18 protein-coding genes are annotated in these 18,225 nt (G+C 61.7%); 8 read left to right on the forward strand and 10 right to left on the reverse strand.

The features are described from left to right. From NKH36_RS30030 to NKH36_RS30065, 8 genes are all read right to left on the reverse strand, one after another. A partial coding sequence (locus NKH36_RS30030) for an adenosylmethionine--8-amino-7-oxononanoate transaminase (RefSeq protein ID WP_352965643.1) occupies positions 1-1,082 on the reverse strand: 1,082 nt, incomplete at its 3' end. Further along, on the reverse strand, positions 1,082-1,717 hold the full coding sequence (bioD, locus tag NKH36_RS30035; protein ID WP_352965645.1) for a dethiobiotin synthase: 636 nt from the start codon (positions 1,715-1,717) through the stop codon (positions 1,082-1,084). The genes bioD and NKH36_RS30030, both read right to left, overlap by 1 nt. Before the next feature lie 11 nt (positions 1,718-1,728). Beyond that, positions 1,729-2,868, reverse strand: a complete 1,140-nt coding sequence (locus NKH36_RS30040) for an 8-amino-7-oxononanoate synthase (protein WP_352964198.1) — start codon at positions 2,866-2,868, stop codon at positions 1,729-1,731. After that, complete coding sequence (gene bioB / locus NKH36_RS30045) at positions 2,865-3,863, reverse strand: biotin synthase BioB (protein WP_352964256.1); 999 nt, start codon at positions 3,861-3,863, stop codon at positions 2,865-2,867. The genes NKH36_RS30040 and bioB overlap by 4 nt, the downstream gene beginning before the upstream one ends. 98 nt (positions 3,864-3,961) lie before the next feature. Continuing rightward, complete coding sequence (gene nadC, locus NKH36_RS30050; protein ID WP_352964201.1) at positions 3,962-4,816, reverse strand: carboxylating nicotinate-nucleotide diphosphorylase; 855 nt, start codon at positions 4,814-4,816, stop codon at positions 3,962-3,964. Next, positions 4,816-6,357, reverse strand: a complete 1,542-nt coding sequence (locus NKH36_RS30055) for an L-aspartate oxidase (RefSeq protein ID WP_352964204.1) — start codon at positions 6,355-6,357, stop codon at positions 4,816-4,818. The genes nadC and NKH36_RS30055 overlap by 1 nt, the downstream gene beginning before the upstream one ends. After that, on the reverse strand, positions 6,354-7,328 hold the full coding sequence (gene nadA / locus NKH36_RS30060) for a quinolinate synthase NadA (protein ID WP_352964207.1): 975 nt from the start codon (positions 7,326-7,328) through the stop codon (positions 6,354-6,356). The genes NKH36_RS30055 and nadA overlap by 4 nt, the downstream gene beginning before the upstream one ends. A 66-nt stretch (positions 7,329-7,394) precedes the next feature. Then, positions 7,395-8,363 (reverse strand): NUDIX hydrolase, encoded by a 969-nt coding sequence (locus NKH36_RS30065; protein ID WP_352964258.1) that lies wholly within the window; start codon positions 8,361-8,363, stop codon positions 7,395-7,397. A gap of 174 nt (positions 8,364-8,537) precedes the next feature. On the opposite strand from NKH36_RS30065, the gene panB reads away from it, so the two are divergent. From panB to NKH36_RS30095, 6 genes are all read left to right on the forward strand, one after another. Next, on the forward strand, positions 8,538-9,398 hold the full coding sequence (gene panB / locus NKH36_RS30070) for a 3-methyl-2-oxobutanoate hydroxymethyltransferase (protein WP_352964210.1): 861 nt from the start codon (positions 8,538-8,540) through the stop codon (positions 9,396-9,398). Then, positions 9,395-10,261 carry a pantoate--beta-alanine ligase gene (gene panC, locus NKH36_RS30075; protein WP_352964212.1) on the forward strand — a complete coding sequence of 289 codons (867 nt, stop codon included), beginning with the start codon at positions 9,395-9,397 and terminating at the stop codon, positions 10,259-10,261. Before panB ends, panC begins: the two co-directional genes overlap by 4 nt. A 94-nt stretch (positions 10,262-10,355) precedes the next feature. Continuing rightward, complete coding sequence (locus NKH36_RS30080; RefSeq protein ID WP_352964215.1) at positions 10,356-11,081, forward strand: LuxR family transcriptional regulator; 726 nt, start codon at positions 10,356-10,358, stop codon at positions 11,079-11,081. A 93-nt stretch (positions 11,082-11,174) separates the two neighbouring features. After that, on the forward strand, positions 11,175-11,807 hold the full coding sequence (locus NKH36_RS30085) for an acyl-homoserine-lactone synthase (protein ID WP_352964218.1): 633 nt from the start codon (positions 11,175-11,177) through the stop codon (positions 11,805-11,807). 22 nt (positions 11,808-11,829) lie between these two features. Continuing rightward, on the forward strand, positions 11,830-12,204 hold the full coding sequence (locus NKH36_RS30090) for a transcriptional regulator domain-containing protein (RefSeq protein WP_352964220.1): 375 nt from the start codon (positions 11,830-11,832) through the stop codon (positions 12,202-12,204). Continuing rightward, positions 12,107-12,673, forward strand: coding sequence for a DUF2285 domain-containing protein (locus NKH36_RS30095; protein WP_352964223.1), 567 nt, complete (start codon positions 12,107-12,109; stop codon positions 12,671-12,673). The genes NKH36_RS30090 and NKH36_RS30095 overlap by 98 nt, the downstream gene beginning before the upstream one ends. 175 nt (positions 12,674-12,848) lie before the next feature. Here the strand turns inward: NKH36_RS30095 and NKH36_RS30100 are convergent, their stop codons facing one another. Then, positions 12,849-13,196, reverse strand: coding sequence for a hypothetical protein (locus tag NKH36_RS30100; RefSeq protein ID WP_352964225.1), 348 nt, complete (start codon positions 13,194-13,196; stop codon positions 12,849-12,851). Between the two features lie 302 nt (positions 13,197-13,498). On the opposite strand from NKH36_RS30100, the gene glmS reads away from it, so the two are divergent. Then, complete coding sequence (gene glmS, locus NKH36_RS30105; protein ID WP_352964227.1) at positions 13,499-15,322, forward strand: glutamine--fructose-6-phosphate transaminase (isomerizing); 1,824 nt, start codon at positions 13,499-13,501, stop codon at positions 15,320-15,322. Positions 15,323-16,089: 767 nt separating this feature from the next. Continuing rightward, positions 16,090-16,305 (forward strand): helix-turn-helix domain-containing protein, encoded by a 216-nt coding sequence (locus NKH36_RS30110; RefSeq protein ID WP_245277737.1) that lies wholly within the window; start codon positions 16,090-16,092, stop codon positions 16,303-16,305. A gap of 1,154 nt (positions 16,306-17,459) precedes the next feature. On the opposite strand, the gene NKH36_RS30115 is transcribed toward NKH36_RS30110, so the two are convergent. Further along, the gene (locus NKH36_RS30115; RefSeq protein WP_352964230.1) at positions 17,460-17,849 is read right to left on the reverse strand and encodes a hypothetical protein; all 390 of its coding nucleotides are present in this window, start codon (positions 17,847-17,849) and stop codon (positions 17,460-17,462) included. Positions 17,850-18,225 lie beyond the last annotated feature (376 nt).

Consider the following 18,225-nt stretch of genomic DNA (forward strand, 5'->3'; position numbering starts at 1 on the left):
GAGCCGGCGCGCAGATCGAGGGCCGCGATCGTGCCGGTCCCCCGGCTGTCGGTGAAGAACGGATTGTCGCGAAAGCGCCGAAGCCCGGCGGCCTGCCTCGCGCCCAAGTTCGCAATGCGCTCGGCCACCGGCTCGTCGCGCCAGATCTCGACATTGGCGAGTGCGGCAGCGCAGGCAATCGGGTTGGCAGTGTAGGAACTCGAGTGGAAAAATGTCTTCTTCCGGTCCTCGGAATAATGAGCCTGGAAGATCGCATCGGTGGCAAGCGTTGCGGCCAGCGGGATGGTGCCGCCGGTCAAGCCTTTCGAGGTGCACAGGATGTCCGGAGAAATCGATGCCTGCTCGCAGGCGAACATAGTTCCGGTACGTCCCCAGCCTGTCATCACCTCGTCGGCGATCAGCAGCGTGCCGGAGGCCTCAGCGAGCTTCTTCAATTCGGTAAGAACCCAGGCCGGATACATCAGCATGCCGCCGGCGCCAAGCACCAGCGGCTCGACGATCAGCGCGGCGGCGCGCTGGTCGCGGCTGACGGCCTCGAAACGATCCAGTGTTTCCTGTTCGCGCCCGGCGGCAGGGAAGGGAATGGTGTCGACCTCGAACAGCAAAGGTTCGTAGGCGGCGTTGAACACACCGCGGGCACCGACGCTCATAGTGCCGATGGTGTCGCCATGATAGCTGTGCTCCATGACCACGATGCGCGAGCGCGGCGCGCCGATGTTGCGGAAATAGCCGAGCGCCATCTTCAGCGCGACTTCGACGCTGGTCGAGCCGCTGTCGGAATAGAACACCCAGTCGAGTCCGGCGGGAGCGAGTCCGACAAGCGCCTTGGCCAAGCATTCGGCAGGCTCGTGCGTGAAACCTGCGAAGATGATCTGGTCGAGGCTCGAGGCGGTCGTCTCGATCGCCTTCATAATGCGGGGATGGCGGTGGCCATGTGTGACGACCCACCAGGAGGAAATGGCATCCAGGATGCGGGAGCCGTCGGCCTTGTGGAGGTAGGCGCCCTCGGTCAGCACGATTTCAGGGATCGCCGGCTCGAGCGCGTGCTGGGTAAAGGGATGCCAGACCTGCGACTGCGACATCATCCGCCTCCAGCTATCAGGCTGAGGTTGAACCCGGCAATCATCGCGTCCCTCAGCGTCTTGGGCGTCAGCGGATCGAGGTGCGGCAGCCTGCCAAGTTGCGGCACATCACCGAATTCCGCGATCGTTCTTTGGGTGTCGGCCACTTCGTCACCGATGAAGGCGACGCCGATCAGCGGGATAGCGCGCGCCCGCAGGGCCTCGATCGACAGCAGGGTGTGATTGATTGTTCCGAGCGCGGTGCGGGCGCACAGAATGACCGGCAACTGCCATTGCTCGAATATGTCGATGAACCTTGTCCGGCGGTTCAGCGGCACCATCAGCCCGCCGGCGCCTTCGATGACGAGTGGTGTCGGCAGGACCGGAAATGAAAGATCGGCAGCCTCGATCGAGACGTCGTCGATTTCGGCCGAACGATGCGGCGAAAGCGGGCTCTTCAAGCGGTAGCCCTCCGGCAGCACGCGCCCCGATGGCAGCCCGGCAAGCCGCGCAACCGCCTCGCTGTCGGTCTCGCCGTCGAGGCCCGATTGCACCGGCTTCCAGTAGAAACCGTCAAGCAGGCCGGCAAGCCCGGCCGAAAACACCGTCTTGCCAATTCCGGTGTCTGTTCCGGTGATGACGATCCGCTTGGTCATGTCGCCTCCGGTCATGTCTGGGCCAACACCTCGACGAGCGCCTCGACCATGGCGGAAATGGCGGCTTGGTCGACGTTGAGCGTCAGCGAAATGCGCAAGCGCGATGTGCCCTCGGGCACGGTCGGCGGACGAATGCCGCGTATGTCGAAGCCGCGGGCCTGCAGTGCCGCCGCCACCGCCATTGTGCGGCTGACGTCGCCGATGACAACTGGCTGGATCTGCGAGCCGCTGGGCTTTACGCCACAGCGATCGGCCAATTGGCGGCCTGCGAGGGCAACGCGTTCATGCAGCTGAACACGCCGCATGGGCTCGTCGGACAGGATGGCGAGCGCTTCGCGCGCCGCGACCGCCATCAGCGGCGATGGCGCGGTGGCGTAGATGAATGGCCGGCAACGGTTGACGAGATAGTCGCACAGCGTTCGCGGTCCGGTCACGAGTGCGCCGGATGCGCCGAGCGCCTTGCCGCATGTATGAAGCGCTATGATGTTGTCGCGGCCCTCGAAAGCGGCGGCCAGCCCGCGGCCATCCGGTCCCCAGACGCCGGTGGCATGAGCCTCGTCGACGACGATGAATGCCTCGTGCCGATCGGCAAGTGCGAGGAGGCTCTCCAAAGGCGCGCAGTCGCCATCCATGCTGTAGAGGCTTTCCACCGCGATCCAGACGCATCCCATGCCGCCTTCGGCGCGCCAACGCGTGATCGCATACTCGACAGCGTTGGCGTCGTTGTGCGCGGCCAGCACGAACTGTGCGCGCCCGGCCTGCGCACCCTCATGCATGCTGGCATGGGCGAGTTCATCGAGGACCAGCAGGTCGCCCTTCTGCGGCAGTGCGGTCAGGAGAGCGAAGTTGGCGATGTAGCCGCTGCCGAAGAACAGCGCGCGTTCGGCTCCGAAGAACATCGCCGCGTCTGCCTCGAGCTGCTCGTGTTCCGGCGCATTGCCGCGCAACAGCCGCGACCCGGTGGCGCCAACCGGCGTGCCCCGCGCAATCGCCGCCGCAACCGCTTCGCCCAGTCTTTTGGAGGCGGCAAGCCCGAGATAGTCGTTCGACGAGAAGTCGAGCCCGGCGCGCGGCTTCAGCGTGCGCAATCGGTCCTTGCGCGCGAGTCCCTGCAACGTCGCCTCATAGCGGGCAAGCTGTGCCCCGTTCATTGCGCCTCGAGTTCCATCGGCTCGATGCCGAGGCGCCGGAACAGCAGGGTATCCTTGTCCTCGCCGGGATTGTCCGCCGTCAGCAGCGTGTCGCCGACGAAGATCGAGTTGGCGCCGGCAAAAAAGCACAGCGCCTGCATCTCGTCGGTCATGGCCGTGCGGCCGGCGGAAAGACGGATATGCGATTTCGGCATCATGATGCGCGCCAGCGCGATCACGCGCACGAATTCGATCGGCTCAATGGGCTTGGCGTCGGCAAGCGGCGTGCCGGCGATCGGAATCAGCATGTTGATCGGAACGCTTTGCGGATGTTCCGGCAGATTGGCCAGCGTCACCAGCATGTCGATCCGGTCCACCGGCTCCTCGCCCATGCCGACAATGCCGCCGCAGCAGACCTTGATGCCGGACTGGCGAATGTGCTCGAGCGTCTCGAGCCGGTCGGCAAAGCTCCGCGTGCTGATGATCTCGCTGTAGTAGCGTTCCGACGTATCGATATTGTGGTTGTAATAGTCGAGACCCGCCTGTTTGAGGCGAGCGGCCTGCTCAAGATCGAGCATGCCGAGAGTCATACAGGTTTCCATGCCGAGCGCTTTCACGCCCTCGACCATCGCAACGACCTTATTCATGTCGCGCGCCTTGGGGTTTCGCCAGGCAGCGCCCATGCAATAACGGGTGGCGCCGGCATCACGCGCCTTGGCCGCTTCGGCGATGACGCGCCTGACCTCCATCAGCTTGGACGCCTTCAGCCCGGTTTCGTGACGCGCCGACTGGCTGCAATAGCCACAATCCTCCGGGCATCCTCCCGTCTTGATGCTGAGAAGCCGGCTGAGCTGGACCCTGTTAGGATCGAAATTCTGGCGGTGCACGGTTTGCGCGAGGAAGAGGAGATTGTTGAAGGGGGCATCGTGAAGTGCCTGAGCCTTCTCCAGGGTCCACGCTCCAGGGTCAGGGGATTGAGCCTGTGGCGATGTCTGCGTTGGACTGGCTGTTTGCATGTCCATGCTGTTCCTCCGGTTCTGCCTTGCGGGGTCTTTGCTGTCTGACTGACGATCGGAAAGGACAGTTGACCCGATCCTGTTCGTTCCTCAGACAATCATGAGCCCCGATAGTCGAGGCCGATATCCAGGATCGGCGCGCTGTGGGTCAGTCGGCCGACCGAAATCAGATCAACGCCGGTCGCGGCAATCGCTCGCGCTGTGTCGGATGTGATCCCGCCAGAAGCCTCGGTGATAGCACGGCCGCCAACGATTGCGACGGCGCGGCGAAGATCGGCGAGGGACATGTTGTCGAGCAGAACCGCATCGGGAGCGAAGCCAAGTACCTCCTCCAACTGGCCCAGAGTATCGACCTCGACTTCGACCTTGACGAAATGACCGGCCCCTCTTCGTGCTCGCTCGAGCGCCGGGCGAACGCCGCCTGCGATGGCGATGTGGTTGTCCTTGATCAGAATTGCGTCGTCGAGGCCGAAGCGGTGATTGGATCCGCCACCTGCCCGCACGGCATACTTTTCGACTGCCCGCAATCCGGGCGTCGTCTTGCGCGTGCAGACGATCTTCGCGCCATATCCACGAACCGCAGCGACGATCGATGCCGTTGCTGTAGCGATGCCGCTCAGATGACACAAAAAATTGAGTGCCGTCCGTTCGGCTGTGAGAATGGCCCGGGCTGGGCCAACCACTGATGCAATGACCTCTCCATCCATGACATTGCAGCCGTCTGCCCGCTCCACCGAGATTTCGACATCAGGATCAATCAAGCGGAAAGCGAGCATCGCCAGATCGAGGCCGGCGACAACTCCGGACTGGCGCGCCGCCAGCACGGTTCCCGCTTGGTGTTCCTTCGGGACGATGGCCTGCGTGGACAAGTCGCCGGCTCTGCCAAGGTCTTCAAGAAGAGCTGCCCTTACAAGCGGCTCAAGCATGACCGTGGGAAGCGGTGAGAGCGTCATCACTTTGCCCCTTCGAGGCTTGGCGAGTGTCCGAGTTCCCGCGCAGCGGCCAAGGCGGCTTCGAGGGTGATTTCGGACCGTCGGGCGACAGTCGCATGATGAGGAAAATCTGTCCGGTAATGAGCGCCGCGGCTTTCTTCGCGCAACAAGGCGGCAACCGCGATCATCAGCCCGACAGCCGCCGGATCCGAGGCCGCGTCCTTGCTTTCGGCGAGCGGCAATAAGGCACGTGCGGCTGCTTTCAAACCTTCACCATCCCGGATGATGCCGAGTGCGCGCGACAGGAAACCACGCACCGGAATCGGAGCGGGCGATGGGTAAACGTCCGCAAACGCAGGCTTTGTTCTGCGAGCAGGCGTTCCGGCGACACTTTCAGCGACCCAGCGCGCGCACACGACGGCCTCGGTCAAGGAATTGCTGGCGAGCCTGTTGGCGCCATGCAGTCCTGTCGAAGCGACTTCGCCGCAGGCCCACAGCCCCTTGACGGAGGTCCTACCGGAGCCGTCCACGGCAACGCCACCCATGTGGTAGTGTTGGGCCGGACGAATGGGGATGAGATCGCGCGCGGGATTGATGCCCGCTCCACGACAGGCTGATGCGATTGTCGGGAAGTGTCGAGCAAATTCCGGGCCAGGCCGTTGCCGCGCGTCGAGAAAAACACGGTGGCCGTTGGCAAGATGGTTCCAGACGGCGCGCGCCAAGACATCGCGAGGCGCAAGTTCCGCCCCTGGCACGCTCTGGAGAAAAGCCTGGCCGGCTTCGTCGATCAGGGCAGCACCTTCGCCGCGGACGGCCTCGCTGACCAGCGCCATAGGGCGTTCCGGGCCGTCAAGCGCGGTCGGGTGGAACTGGATGAACTCGAGGTCGGCAAGGACAGCTCCAGCGCGGGCCGCAAGCGCCAGGCCCTGTCCGCAACTGCCCCAAGGATTGGTGGTGTCGAGAAACAATCCCCCGATCCCACCGGTGGCGAGGACGACCCGCCGTGAGCCGAAGAAGAAAGGTCCGATCGAACAGCTCGCCCAGACGCCTCGGATCGCATTCTCTCGCACCGCCAGCCGGCGCGCTTCCACGCCCTCCACGACAACAATCGTCGGAGTGGAACGCACAGCCGCGATCAGGGCACGCATGATCTCACGCCCGGTGCCGTCACCATGCGCATGAACGATGCGACGTCGGCTGTGTGCCGCCTCCAATCCGAGGCACAGTGATCCTTTCGGCGTGCGGTCGAAGGGAACCCCAAAGCCCGCAAGCCCCTCGATCGCCGTGGGCGCGGCTTGGAGGATGCGGGTCGCCACGTCTGTGTCGCAGAGACCATCCCCCGCGGCAAGCGTATCGGCCAGGTGCAGTGCCGGATCGTCGTCTTCGCCGAAACTTGCAGCCAGACCACCCTGTGCCCAGGTGCTCGAAGTGTCAGCTCCCAGCAGCGTCCTGGACATAAGAAGCACCGGCTCCGGCGCCAGTTGAAGCGCGGTCATCAGTCCGGCGATGCCGCCGCCGATGATGATGGGCCGCCCGAAGAAGCTGCGGACATCGGCGTTCAAATTGCCAGCATCCGTTCGACCGCAAGCCGCGCGCGCCTGGCGATCCCGGGTTCGATGGTTACGACATGGCGGTTCTGCTCGAGCGCAGTGCGGATGTTGGCAAGCGTGATCCGTTTCATGTGCGGGCACAAATTACAGGGCCGGATGAACTCGACCTCTGGGTGCGCTAACGCGACGTTGTCGCTCATCGAGCATTCCGTCATCAGCACGACACGTGGCGGCTTTTGCCTTGCGACATAGTCGGACATGGCAGCGGTCGAGCCCGAAAAATCTGCTTCAGCCACGACGTCGGGCGGGCATTCGGGATGCGCGAGCACGATCACGCCGGGATGGCTTTCGCGCAACTCGTGGATGTCGGCCGGTGTAAAGCGCTCATGCACCTCGCAATGCCCTTTCCAGGCGATGATCTGCACATCGGTCTGGGCGGCGATATTCTGGGCCAGATATTCGTCCGGCAACATGATCACCTGGGGAACGCCAAGGGATTGGACGACCGCCTTGGCGTTGCCGGATGTACAGCAGATATCCGACTCGGCTTTCACTTCGGCCGACGTATTGACATAAGTGATGATCGGCACGCCGGGATAACGCTGGCGCATCAAGCGCACGTCTTCTGCCGTGATCGATTCCGCCAACGAACAGCCTGCCCGCAGGTCGGGAATGAGCACCGTCTTTTGCGGATTGAGCAGCTTGGCCGTTTCGGCCATGAAATGCACGCCCGCCAGCACAATGACTTGCGCCTCGATCGTCGCAGCCGTGCGGGCCAGTGCCAAGCTGTCGCCGACGATGTCGGCCACGCAATGGAAGATCTCGGGCGTCTGATAGTTGTGCGCCAGGATGATGGCGTTGCGCTCGCGCTTCAGTGCAAGGATCGCCTCGATATCCTCGACGAAAGCCGGCCATTCGATCGGCGGGATCACTCGTCGGACCCGCTCGTAGAGAAACGCGGCCGTAGGCAGCATGGCGCTCATCGACCCCTCCAGCTTATACTCTAGTTGAAAATAACCAGCATATACTTGCTGTGAGTATAAGGGATGTCAACCCCGGGCCAGCGGCAATTTTGTCCCGGCGATGACCCTCTCGTCGAGAACGGCGTGGCGGAACCGGTAAAGCTTCGCTGGCCGGCCGCCGGTCTCCGTGGTGGCCTCTCCGGTCTCTTCGACCAGCTCCTGCTGCTCGATCAGGCGGCGAAAGTTCGGCTTGTGGATGAGCCTGCCGGCGAGCGCCTCCACCGTTCGCTGCAGCTGCAAAAGCGTGAAGACCGGCGGCATCAGCTCAAAGACGACCGGCCGGTATTTGATCTTGGAGCGCAGCCGCGCAATGCCGGTCGCCACGATGCGGCGATGATCGGCGACCATGGACTTGCTGGGCACCAGCGGAGGCGGCGTCGCGTCCCGTCCGCTTCCGGCCTCTTGGACCAGGCCTGCTTCGTAGACTAACTCATAGCGTTGAAGCGTGAGTTCCTCGTTCCAAAGGCGATTGTCGAAGCCGAAGGCTATCGTCGCCCGCTGCCAGCGTTCACGTCGCGTGGCCGCGTCGCTGACGCCGTCTGCCCATTCAATCAGGCGCGGTCGCAGAACGTCCAGCACGACCTGAGGCGTGCCGGAGCGGTGGTCCTCCCATGGAAAATATTCATACCAACTCTGCCAGCCGCACTTGGGCGAGCCAGCTGCCTGTTCCTTGCGGGTCAATGCGAGATAGCTGATGGAGATGACGCGCTGCTGGCGCTCGGCGCCGATGCGATCCCGATCCGCGAAGGTGTAGAGTTGCTCAATATACCCCAGAGGATGGCCGGTCTGCTGCTCGACCCACCCCCTCAAACCGGATTGCAGCGATCGGTGCTCAAGCGCAAATGGTCCGGAGGGCAGGGTGTCCGCCTGGCCAATGGTGAGGACACAGGGTTCACTGTCGTTAACGGCGACGACAAAGGCGATCAGGTCCACTTTGACTTCGTCGGCCTTGACGGCGGCTCTGTCTTTCCTGGGTCCTATTGCCTGATCGTCCATGTTCGCGAAAGTGGTTGGCCAGCTCGGGGGCGCCTGAATCGATTTAAGTGTAAGCGCGCCTGTCCGCACGTCAACACCGCACAGCTGCACGGCCATTTTTTTGCTCTTCGCACTTGCACAAAAATGTGGCAAACGCGACACCCGCGGTTGGTAACGTTGGGGAAGGAGGGTCCATTGAGTGCGTTTGGTGACACCAAGGCAATTACACCGCCGGATATTCGTTCGCGCAAAGGTGGGACGCCGCTCGTCTGCCTTACCGCCTACACGACCCCAGTCGCCCGGCTTGTCGATCCCCATTGCGATGTGGTGCTGGTCGGCGACAGCGTCGGCATGGTTCTCCACGGCCTGCCCTCGACGCTCGGTGTGACGCTGGAGATGATGATCACGCACGGCCAGGCCGTGCGCCGTGGCCTCGAGCAGGCGCTGATGGTCGTCGACCTGCCGTTCGGTTCCTTCGAGGAAAGCCCCGAGCAGGCTTTCCGCAATGCCGCGCGCGTCATGGCCGAGACCGGCTGCGCGGCCGTCAAGCTCGAAGGCGGCGAAACGATGGCAGAGACGATCGGCTTCCTCGCCGCGCGCGGCGTGCCGGTCATGGCCCATGTCGGCTTGACGCCGCAGGCGATCAACACCATCGGTGGCTACCGCGTGCAGGGCAGAGGCGGGGATGCCGAGCGCATCAGGCGCGACGCGCTTGCGGTGAGCGAAGCGGGCGCCTTTGCGGTCGTGCTGGAGAAGGTTCCCGAGGCGCTCGCCCGCCGGATCACCGGGGAGGTGGCGACCCCGACCATTGGCATCGGTGCCTCGGCAGCCTGTGACGGCCAGATTCTCGTCGTCGACGACATGCTGGGCCTCTTCGGCGACTTCCGGCCCAAATTCGTGAAGCGCTACGCTGAACTGGGGGAGGCCGCTGCGGCTGCGATCGCGGCCTATGCGCGGGAAGTGAAGGAGCGCCAGTTTCCGGCCGCCGAGCACGTGTTTGCCGATGCGCCCAAGCCCGCCGACGCGGACGCCATCAAGAGCGGAGAAGCAGCGTGAGCGTGCCGATTGTCAGGAGCGTTGCCCAGCTTCGCGAAACAGTCGCCCTATGGCGCCGCCAGGGCGCGAGGATTGCCGTGGTGCCAACCATGGGCGTCCTGCATGAGGGCCATCTCAGCCTGGTGCGCGCGGCAATCGAGGAGGCCGACCGGGTGATCGTGACGCTCTTCGTCAATCCGAAGCAGTTCAACAGCCAGGCCGATCTCGCCGCGTATCCGCCGAGCACCGAGGACGAGGATGCCGCCAAGCTGGCACCGCTTGGTGCGCACCTGCTTTATGCGCCGGATGCAGAGGAGATGTACCCGGCGGCCTTCGCCACGACCGTTTCGGTGTCCGGCGTCAGCGAGGGCCTGTGCGGCGCCTTCCGGCCGGGCCATTTCGATGGCGTGGCGACGGTCGTCGCCAAGCTCTTCCTACGGACCAGCGCTGACGTCGGCTTCTTTGGCGAAAAGGACTTTCAGCAGCTTCACCTGGTCAGGCGCATGGTCCGGGACCTGGATATTCCAATCACCATTGTTCCCTGTCCGACAGTCCGCGAAGCCGACGGTCTTGCACTATCATCGCGCAATGTCCGACTCTCGCCAGCGGAGCGTGCTGTTGCCCCTAAGCTACCATCGGTCTTGCTCGAGACGGCTGAGCGGCTTGCCCGCGGCTCGCCCGTCCTGCCAACGCTTGCCGAAGCGCGCGCAGCAATTCTGGCTGCAGGCTATCGCGAGGTCGAATACCTGGAACTTCGCGACGAGGCAGATCTGCGACCGATGACAAGCCTTGACCAACCGGCACGCTTGCTTGTCGCGGCCTGGCTCGGCGGCACACGGCTCATAGACAACGTCAGAATATCACGGATTGTTTCAACAGACTAACGGAGTTCTCGGCACGCGCTGTATCCGTCCGGGATCGTTTAAAACAAGGTCTCTGCCAGGCATCGAGCGATCACGGAGGTTACGCAAAGCGCAAATGCATCGCGTGTTTGAGAACTTCGTCGAGCAACTGTCTGCAAGTGTTGATGCTGTCGATCTCCGTGAGGCAATGGCATCCGCTGCAGCCGGCTTCGACTTTCCGCTATTCGCCTATTTCACTTACCCGTCGGCCTCCGGCGACGCCCCGCAACTGATCTCAAACTATCCTTCATCCTGGACATCACGTTATCTGCAACAGCGGTACCACAGTCTTGATCCGGTCATCCTGCGCGGGCTGCAAGGCTGGGATACCTTTGATTGGGGTGTGGATCGCGCTCGGCACTGTCTGCCGAATTCGCAGCAACAAATTCTTGAGAGTGCGGCTGAGTTTGGCATCCGCGGCGGGCTGACGATGTCCATGCATGATCATCGCGGCCGGTTTGCTGCCCTGACCTTTGCTTCCGACGAGTCCCGTCCGCCTCTTTTGCGGTCACTGGCACGGTACGAAAAAGCATTGCAGCTGGTGGCCATCAACTTTCATATCCATGTCCGGCGCAGGCTCGCCGACGATCGCGTGGTGGATGGCGTAACGCTCACCCCGCGGGAGTTCGAGTGCCTGAAATGGGCGGCGCGCGGCAAGTCGGCTTGGGATATCAGCCAGCTTCTCGGCGTCTCAAAGCGCACCGTGACCTTTCATCTGGAAAACGCCAAAGCAAAGCTTGGCGTTCGAACGATCAACCAGGCCGTTGCACGGCTGGCTGCCTCCGGCCAGGCGAGATCCTGATTCTTCCGCCACGATAGCTGTAAACGTCTACAGGCTGCATCGCTGTCAGCTTTGCCCTTCGATGGCGGGAACACATCCCGCACGGAGGCGACCATGATGCAGCTGATAACACCGGACCTTTACGGCGAGTTCGCAAGCGAGCTCAAAGAGATGCACGGGCTCAGGTATCGGGTCTTCAAGGAAAGGCTCGATTGGGAAGTTGACGCCGAAGACCAAATGGAAACCGACGCGTTTGATGGCCTGAAGCCTGTCTATCTGCTTCTCAAGGGATCCGATTGGCGAATTCGCGGTTGCGTGCGTCTTTTGCCCAGCACCGGACCCACAATGTTGCGCGACACGTTCTCGGTGCTGCTGGGTGCTGACGTTGTGCCCTCGACCCCCGACATATGGGAGAGCAGTCGTTTCGCGCTCGATCTTCCTCCGTCAGCGCCCAAGGCAGCGGGCGGGTTGGCCCAAGCAACCTACGAGCTCTTCGCCGGCATGATCGAGTTCGGCTTGGCCAAGGATCTGACCCGGATAGTAACGGTGACGGATACGCGCATGGAACGGATCCTTCGCCTCGCGACGTGGCCATTGTCGCGCATCGGACAACCCAAGTCCGTCGGCAAAACGGAGGCGGTGGCCGGATTTCTCGAGATTTCCCACACGAATCTTTTGCGCATCCGCTGCAGGGGACGTCTGAGCGGACCGGTACTGTGGCAACCGGTTCTAGGCCTGTCAGCATAGCGCCATTGCGGACCGCTGAGCCGTGAAGAATGCTCGTCTGCCCACGGATGGGCCGGTCGGTCACGCATGCTGGCCGGACTGGCGTCGTCACGAAGCTTACCACTACGCCAGACGATTGCCACGCACGGCCTGGGCCTGGGAGTTTCTTCGGCGCAATCCGCAATTCCAGCGCGACCACGCCAAGATTGCACCGTCCGCCTGCATTGTCGGAGCCCAGGCCGACATGAAGATAATCGAGTTGACGACAGGATCATCTTTCCTAAGACAATGGAGCCTGCTTTTTCGCGGATGCGCCACAATTGGACGCCACGTCGGCAAGCGTTTTTTGGGATCCGCGCGACTGCGCCCGTGTCCTGCGAGCGGCCGCGGAGCCGGTTGGGCTCGACCACGATTTTGAAACGCTCGATCTTCTTTCGCTCTCATGCGGCAAGGACATCCTGCTGGCACCTGCCGGCGTGCAGCACGTGCTGCTGAGGGAGGACTGCCGGAGTCTGCAGATCGCCGTTTCCGGTGCCTCCGTTCTCCGCCCGTTGCGGCTATATGTGGACGCAATCGTGCCGCTGCGGCACTTGAAGTTGCATGTCGCTGCCCTTCAATTTCTGAATGACATCAATGGTAGCGGCCGCCTGGCAGCCGCTTGCTTTCCGGCGGAACCCCGCGGAGGGCGTCTGCGTAACGTGCTCCAGGCTTTGGATGGCTCGCTTGCGGGAGCATCTCATCAGGAGATCGCCATTGCCCTGTTCGGGAGACGCCGTGTCGAAGAAGATTGGTCTCATCCAGGTAGCCATCTTCGCGATCAGGTGCGTCGCGCCATCCAACGTGGCCGCTACCTGATGGGCGGCGGCTACAGACAGTTCCTGATGTAATTGGGGTGACAGCTTCGTGATTGTCTTATTCGAAAACGCGCAGGCATCAAGCTCCATTTCTCACTGCTATTGTGCCTTGTACAAAACGGACACGCGCCTAGTTCTTCCGCTGCGGGAATCGGGTTTGAGTAATACGGACGAAGCACTGAGAACCAACGCTTTCGTGATAGTGCATTCATGCCCCGAGAATCCTGATGACCGTTACGAACCCCGACAAAGCCGGCGCTGACTGAAATGGTCGCTGAACGTGCTCTGTGGCCTGCGCCGCCTGACTCTCGGTTTCGGCCATGCCGACTAACAGCGTATTGATAGACCATCGCGGGCTAAGCTCTACCGGCGAAAGCCGCGTCAACAGCGGCAGGCAATCAGAGACTTGATCGGCGGCGACGATGATTATGATCAACGTGGCGAACACGTGAATCATGCCGACGGCGCCGACGCCGCCGACGTTGCCGATGATGATGATGCCGATCCTGCGTCGCTGATGCTGCCTAACTACAGTGCTTGTGATCATGCCGATCACCGCGTGATCACGAGCGGCGGCGATTCGTGGTCAGGTGCGTAGCCGGGATGGTCGCGCATGGCCGATTGTTCCTTCGTGCCGCGGGGTGTGGGCTTGCGTTCGGTCATGAGAGCGTCAGGCGCAACGAGAAGTTTAGATCAGGGCCCACAACCCCGGCTCATCCATGGGGTGGATGGTAGTTATCCCTACAATCAATTGTACCAATATTACCGAATACTACTACAAGATCCTCGATGAAAGCGGCCGGATGGGTATCCGTCTCGCGTGGGCTGAAGCTGCCGGCAAGAATGCGGAGACCGAACATGTGCGGGATTGTTGGCATCGTTGGGCAACAGCCGGTGTCGGATCGGTTGGTCGACGCGTTGAAGCGTTTGGAATATCGCGGCTATGATTCCGCCGGCGTTGCGACGATCACCGAGGGTGCCTTGCACCGCCGGCGCGCCGAGGGCAAGCTCGTCAATCTCGAGAGGAGACTGAAGGAAGAGCCGCTGAGCGGCAACATCGGCATCGGCCACACGCGCTGGGCAACCCATGGGGCCTCGACGGAACGCAATGCGCACCCGCACTTTACCGACGGTGTCGCCGTCGTCCATAACGGCATCATCGAGAATTTCACCGAGCTGAAGGACGAATTGGCGGCGGCGGGCGCCGAGTTCCAGACCGACACCGACACCGAGGTCGTCGCGCATCTCTTGGCAAGACACCGCCGGGAGGGCATGAGGCGGCAAGAGGCGATGCGTGCCATGCTGAAACGCGTCAGGGGCGCCTATGCGCTTGCCGTCCTCTTCGAAGATGATCCGTCGACCATCATGGCGGCGCGCAACGGACCACCGCTGGCGATCGGTCACGGCGACGGCGAGATGTTCCTGGGCTCCGACGCGATCGCGCTTGCTCCCTTCACCAATGAAATTACCTATCTCATCGAGGGCGACTGGGCCGTTGTCGGCAATTCGGGCGCCCATATCTTCGATGTCGAGGGCCATCCCGTCGAGCGTCCGCGCCATACCTCCACGGCCGCGGCCGATCTGGCCAACAAGGGCAACCATCGCCACTTCATGGAGAAGGAAATCTACGAGCAGCCCGAAGTCATCGCCCATGCTCTCCGTCACTATAGCAACATCATACAGAATCGCGCCGACATGGTTTCTGGCATCGATTTCGCCAGGATCCCGAGCTTGGCGATCTCTGCCTGCGGGACCGCCTATCTCGCCGGACTGATCGGAAAATACTGGTTCGAGCGCTATGCGCGCCTGACGGTTGAAATCGACGTTGCGTCCGAATTCCGTTACCGCGAGATCCCGTTGTCGCCGCAGTCGGCGGCTCTTTTCATTTCGCAGTCCGGCGAAACCGCCGATACGCTCGCATCATTGAGGTACTGCAAGGAGCATGGGCTGAAAATTGGCGCTATCGTCAATGCCTGCGAATCGACCATCGCTCGGGAGGCCGATGCGGTCTTCCCGATCCTTGCCGGACCGGAGATCGGCGTCGCCTCCACCAAGGCTTTTACCTGCCAACTTGCCGTTCTAGCCGCACTCGCAATCGGCGCCGCCAGAGCCCGCGGGACCGTAACCGAAGACGAGCTGCAGGCGCTCGTCAGGAGCCTCGCCGAAGTGCCGCGCGTCATGGGCCAGGTACTCAACAGCATCCAGCCGGAGATCGAGTTCCTGTCGCGCGAACTTTCAAAGTGTCGTGACGTCCTGTATCTCGGCCGTGGCACCAGTTTCCCGCTAGCGATGGAAGGTGCGCTGAAGCTCAAGGAGATTTCCTACATCCATGCCGAGGGCTATGCGGCGGGTGAATTGAAGCACGGTCCGATCGCATTGATAGACGAGAACATGCCAGTGATCGTCATCGCGCCCCATGATCGCTTTTTCGACAAGACCGTCTCCAACATGCAGGAAGTGGCTGCCCGTGGAGGGCGGATTATCCTCATCACCGATGAAAAAGGGGCAGCCGCATCGAAACTCGACACCATGCACACGCTCGTGCTGCCGGCTGTCGACGAGATTATCGCGCCGATGATCTTCTCGCTGCCGATACAGCTTCTTGCCTACCACACGGCCCTCTTCATGGGCACAGATGTAGACCAGCCGCGCAATCTCGCAAAATCGGTCACGGTCGAATGATTGTGAACCTTTATAGGTGGCGATGCTCGTCCATCGAAAAGCGCTACCCCCTGTCTGGATCCGAAGCTCGGATGAAATCCGGATGACCATTGTTTGCTGCAATTTCGGGAAACTCGCGGTCGCCGCATCATGACAATCGCCATCCTTTTTTCGGCCGGTCAGGCGATTGCACAGGGCAGCCGGATCGAGTTTGCTCAAGCCGACGTCAGCACAAAAGCCTGCGGCCCTTTCGGCTGTTTCCTCGGGCGCCTCATCCTTTCGGCCTCCGAACAAGCATCGGCGGCTTAAAAAATTTGGTTAACAGCGGTGATCGATGTGTGATTCAAGCACAAGCGCGTCTTTCGCTGCATCGGCGGTGGAAATTGGTCGAAGGTATCAGCGTCCGCGAGGCTGGATGGACGGTGCCGCGAATAGCCACTGGAGGCGTCAGGGGGGAGTTCGAGTTGCTTGTTCAAGAAAGCCATCGGCGAGAATCAGTCGTGTAGGATCGCAGGTCGAATGCGCTACAGCCGATCAGGCCATCTCAGGGCGGGCAGGTTCTTGGAACTTGATCAGAAGCAGGTGAGCCGCCATATTCCGACCCGGCTGCCAATTTCAAGTGGCCCATTCCATGGATGAGGCCGGTCCGGCCGAATGGACGTCCATTTTTTTGATTTGCTGGGTGTGCGCCAGGGTCGGGGAAGAAATCTCCCGATTTGTCAGGCGCTCCCATCTTCTTGGAGATGTTTATGAAGGATTCGCGCATTCCCGAGCCAGTCTTGACGGCTATGTCGCAGGGGACCCACATCATCCGCGCTTATCGTGAGCACCTTGGGTATTCAATCGAGGATCTCGCGGTGGCGTGCGGGCTTGCCGCTCAGGAAATCCAAAACATCGAGCGGGGTCTAAGGTACAACAAGGGCTATCGGAATCGGATAGCGAGATCGCTGTCCATACCTGTGGGAATCCTTGAGGCAGAGTCGGACATATCGCACGCCGCCTGATCAGTCGGATGATCTGCAATGGGTGGAAGACCGCTCTTGTGATGTGAAGTTTGCGGCTGATAGTCGTCGCTTGATTGCGCTGGACGCGAATGCCTTCTGGCGCAGTACCGCCAAGAGAATTCTCGTCCACTGTCCGATTCAGGAACTGCACACGGGCTCGCCGAACAGGAAGTTGCAACGCTTCGTCATGCTGTCTTAGGCAATATAGCCGCCCGGAGTGCTGCGACACGTGCACGATAGCATCGGCTTGCGACGATGGATTGCTAACGGCGAACTCATGCTGGTCGGCAAAGCGATACTGGCTGGAGCATCAACTCGGCCGACGAGAGTGGCCCACCGTCCTAGGCAGGATCGGCCGACATGGCCGGCATCGCGCGCCGCTCTGAAAAGAGCACAGCGGGCATCCAGACGCTGCCGGGTTGACTATGGGTGTCCGAACCGCGAAAAGGGGCCGCTCTTCATGAGTGGCGTGCGTCGGCAGTCTAACCCCAAGCCCCCCGCCCAGGCTGCCGGCGCGCTTCTAGGAACATCGAGGTAGGGCACTACCGACTACGCTTCGATCAGATCCCGAGCAGCCAGCCAGTGTTCGACCGTCGCTTGCGCCTCTGCCCGCCGAGGCCTTGTGCTTCCTCCAGCGAGTCAAGCCGATCACCATGGGTGTCGCCAGTTCTGGTGCTCATCCACGTGCCATTTGCGATCTCGTGTCGGTGAGAGCACCGCAAGCACCTCCACTGCCAGAGGGCAAGGCGGCTTCGGTCGCCCGTGTTGTTACTATTCTTCGCTGTGGTCGGAGCTTTTTCCTTGGCTTCGGAATTGGGACATTCGACTTTGCAAAAATAGGCATCGTGGTCGATCGTCACGCCCCGAGTTCGGCGGCACGATGGGACGACAGCGGCAGCGCAAGCTCCATTTGCATGAGGGGCTCGTCCCTTCAACTACTTCATGCATTTGCGCTTTGCGTACCTCCGTGCACGTTGCTCGATGCCAGGTCGAGACCTCTGTATCGCGCATCGATGCAACGCCCACGCGTTGATCGCCATCATCGCGGCGATCGCTTTGCCGTGATCGCCGCAGCCGTTTTCGAGCACGACAATCATGCCGGCGGTCGGCAGCGATGCGCATGCAAAAATTCACAGATGCATTGTAGCCAAATGCTAGCTGCCCGGCATATGTCCGGCATTTCGCAATGCCCCTAGGAAGAGACTGGCATGGGCGTTGGCATCGACCTTGGCCTGCATCGACAGGGGCATGCTGTGCCAGTTCTCCAAGGGCGCAATGAAATGTGAGAACGTACCGTTGACGATGCAATGGTGGGTAACAAGGCCCTGTCTGTCCAACGCAAGCACGCCGATCTGGTCGCCCTGATATCGGATGGCTGCGACCCGCTGGACCTCCGCGTCACCGTCGATCCGCACTTCGAAAAGCAGGATGCCGCGGCTCCTGGTGGCTACCTCGGCGGCCTTTTCAGCGAAGCTTAAGGAGAGCGAGCGGACGCTTTCGACCGCCATCTGTAAAATCATCAAATCCAGTTCATCCACCGCCATAAGGTACCTGCGCGCAACACATGGGTGATTGCAATCGACCACACCGCTTGTTCACAGATGTCGGCTCACGACCGACCATTCAGGGTTTGCCGGTCGGCCACTGACCGACGGAGTGCTCCGATGCGAACCGATCCTGAAGCGGAAGGTGCGGGCTGTTAATGAAGTTGGGCTTCTGCTCGACGGCCGCTAACGAACTCCGTTCCTTCCTTATCTGCTTCGCCAATCGATGCGGCAAGCGTCCGCTTCTCGAAGGCAGATTTGCTAGATCAAAGTGGGTTAGGATGCCGGCCCCTCTACTGAGGTGCCGCGGCTCCGGGCCGGCGTCCGGAGGCCTACAGGGAAGGAACCCGCGGAGTGGAGATCGCCATTCTGAGTC

It is taken from the genome of Mesorhizobium sp. M1312 (assembly GCF_040318115.1).
Classification (GTDB): domain Bacteria; phylum Pseudomonadota; class Alphaproteobacteria; order Rhizobiales; family Rhizobiaceae; genus Mesorhizobium.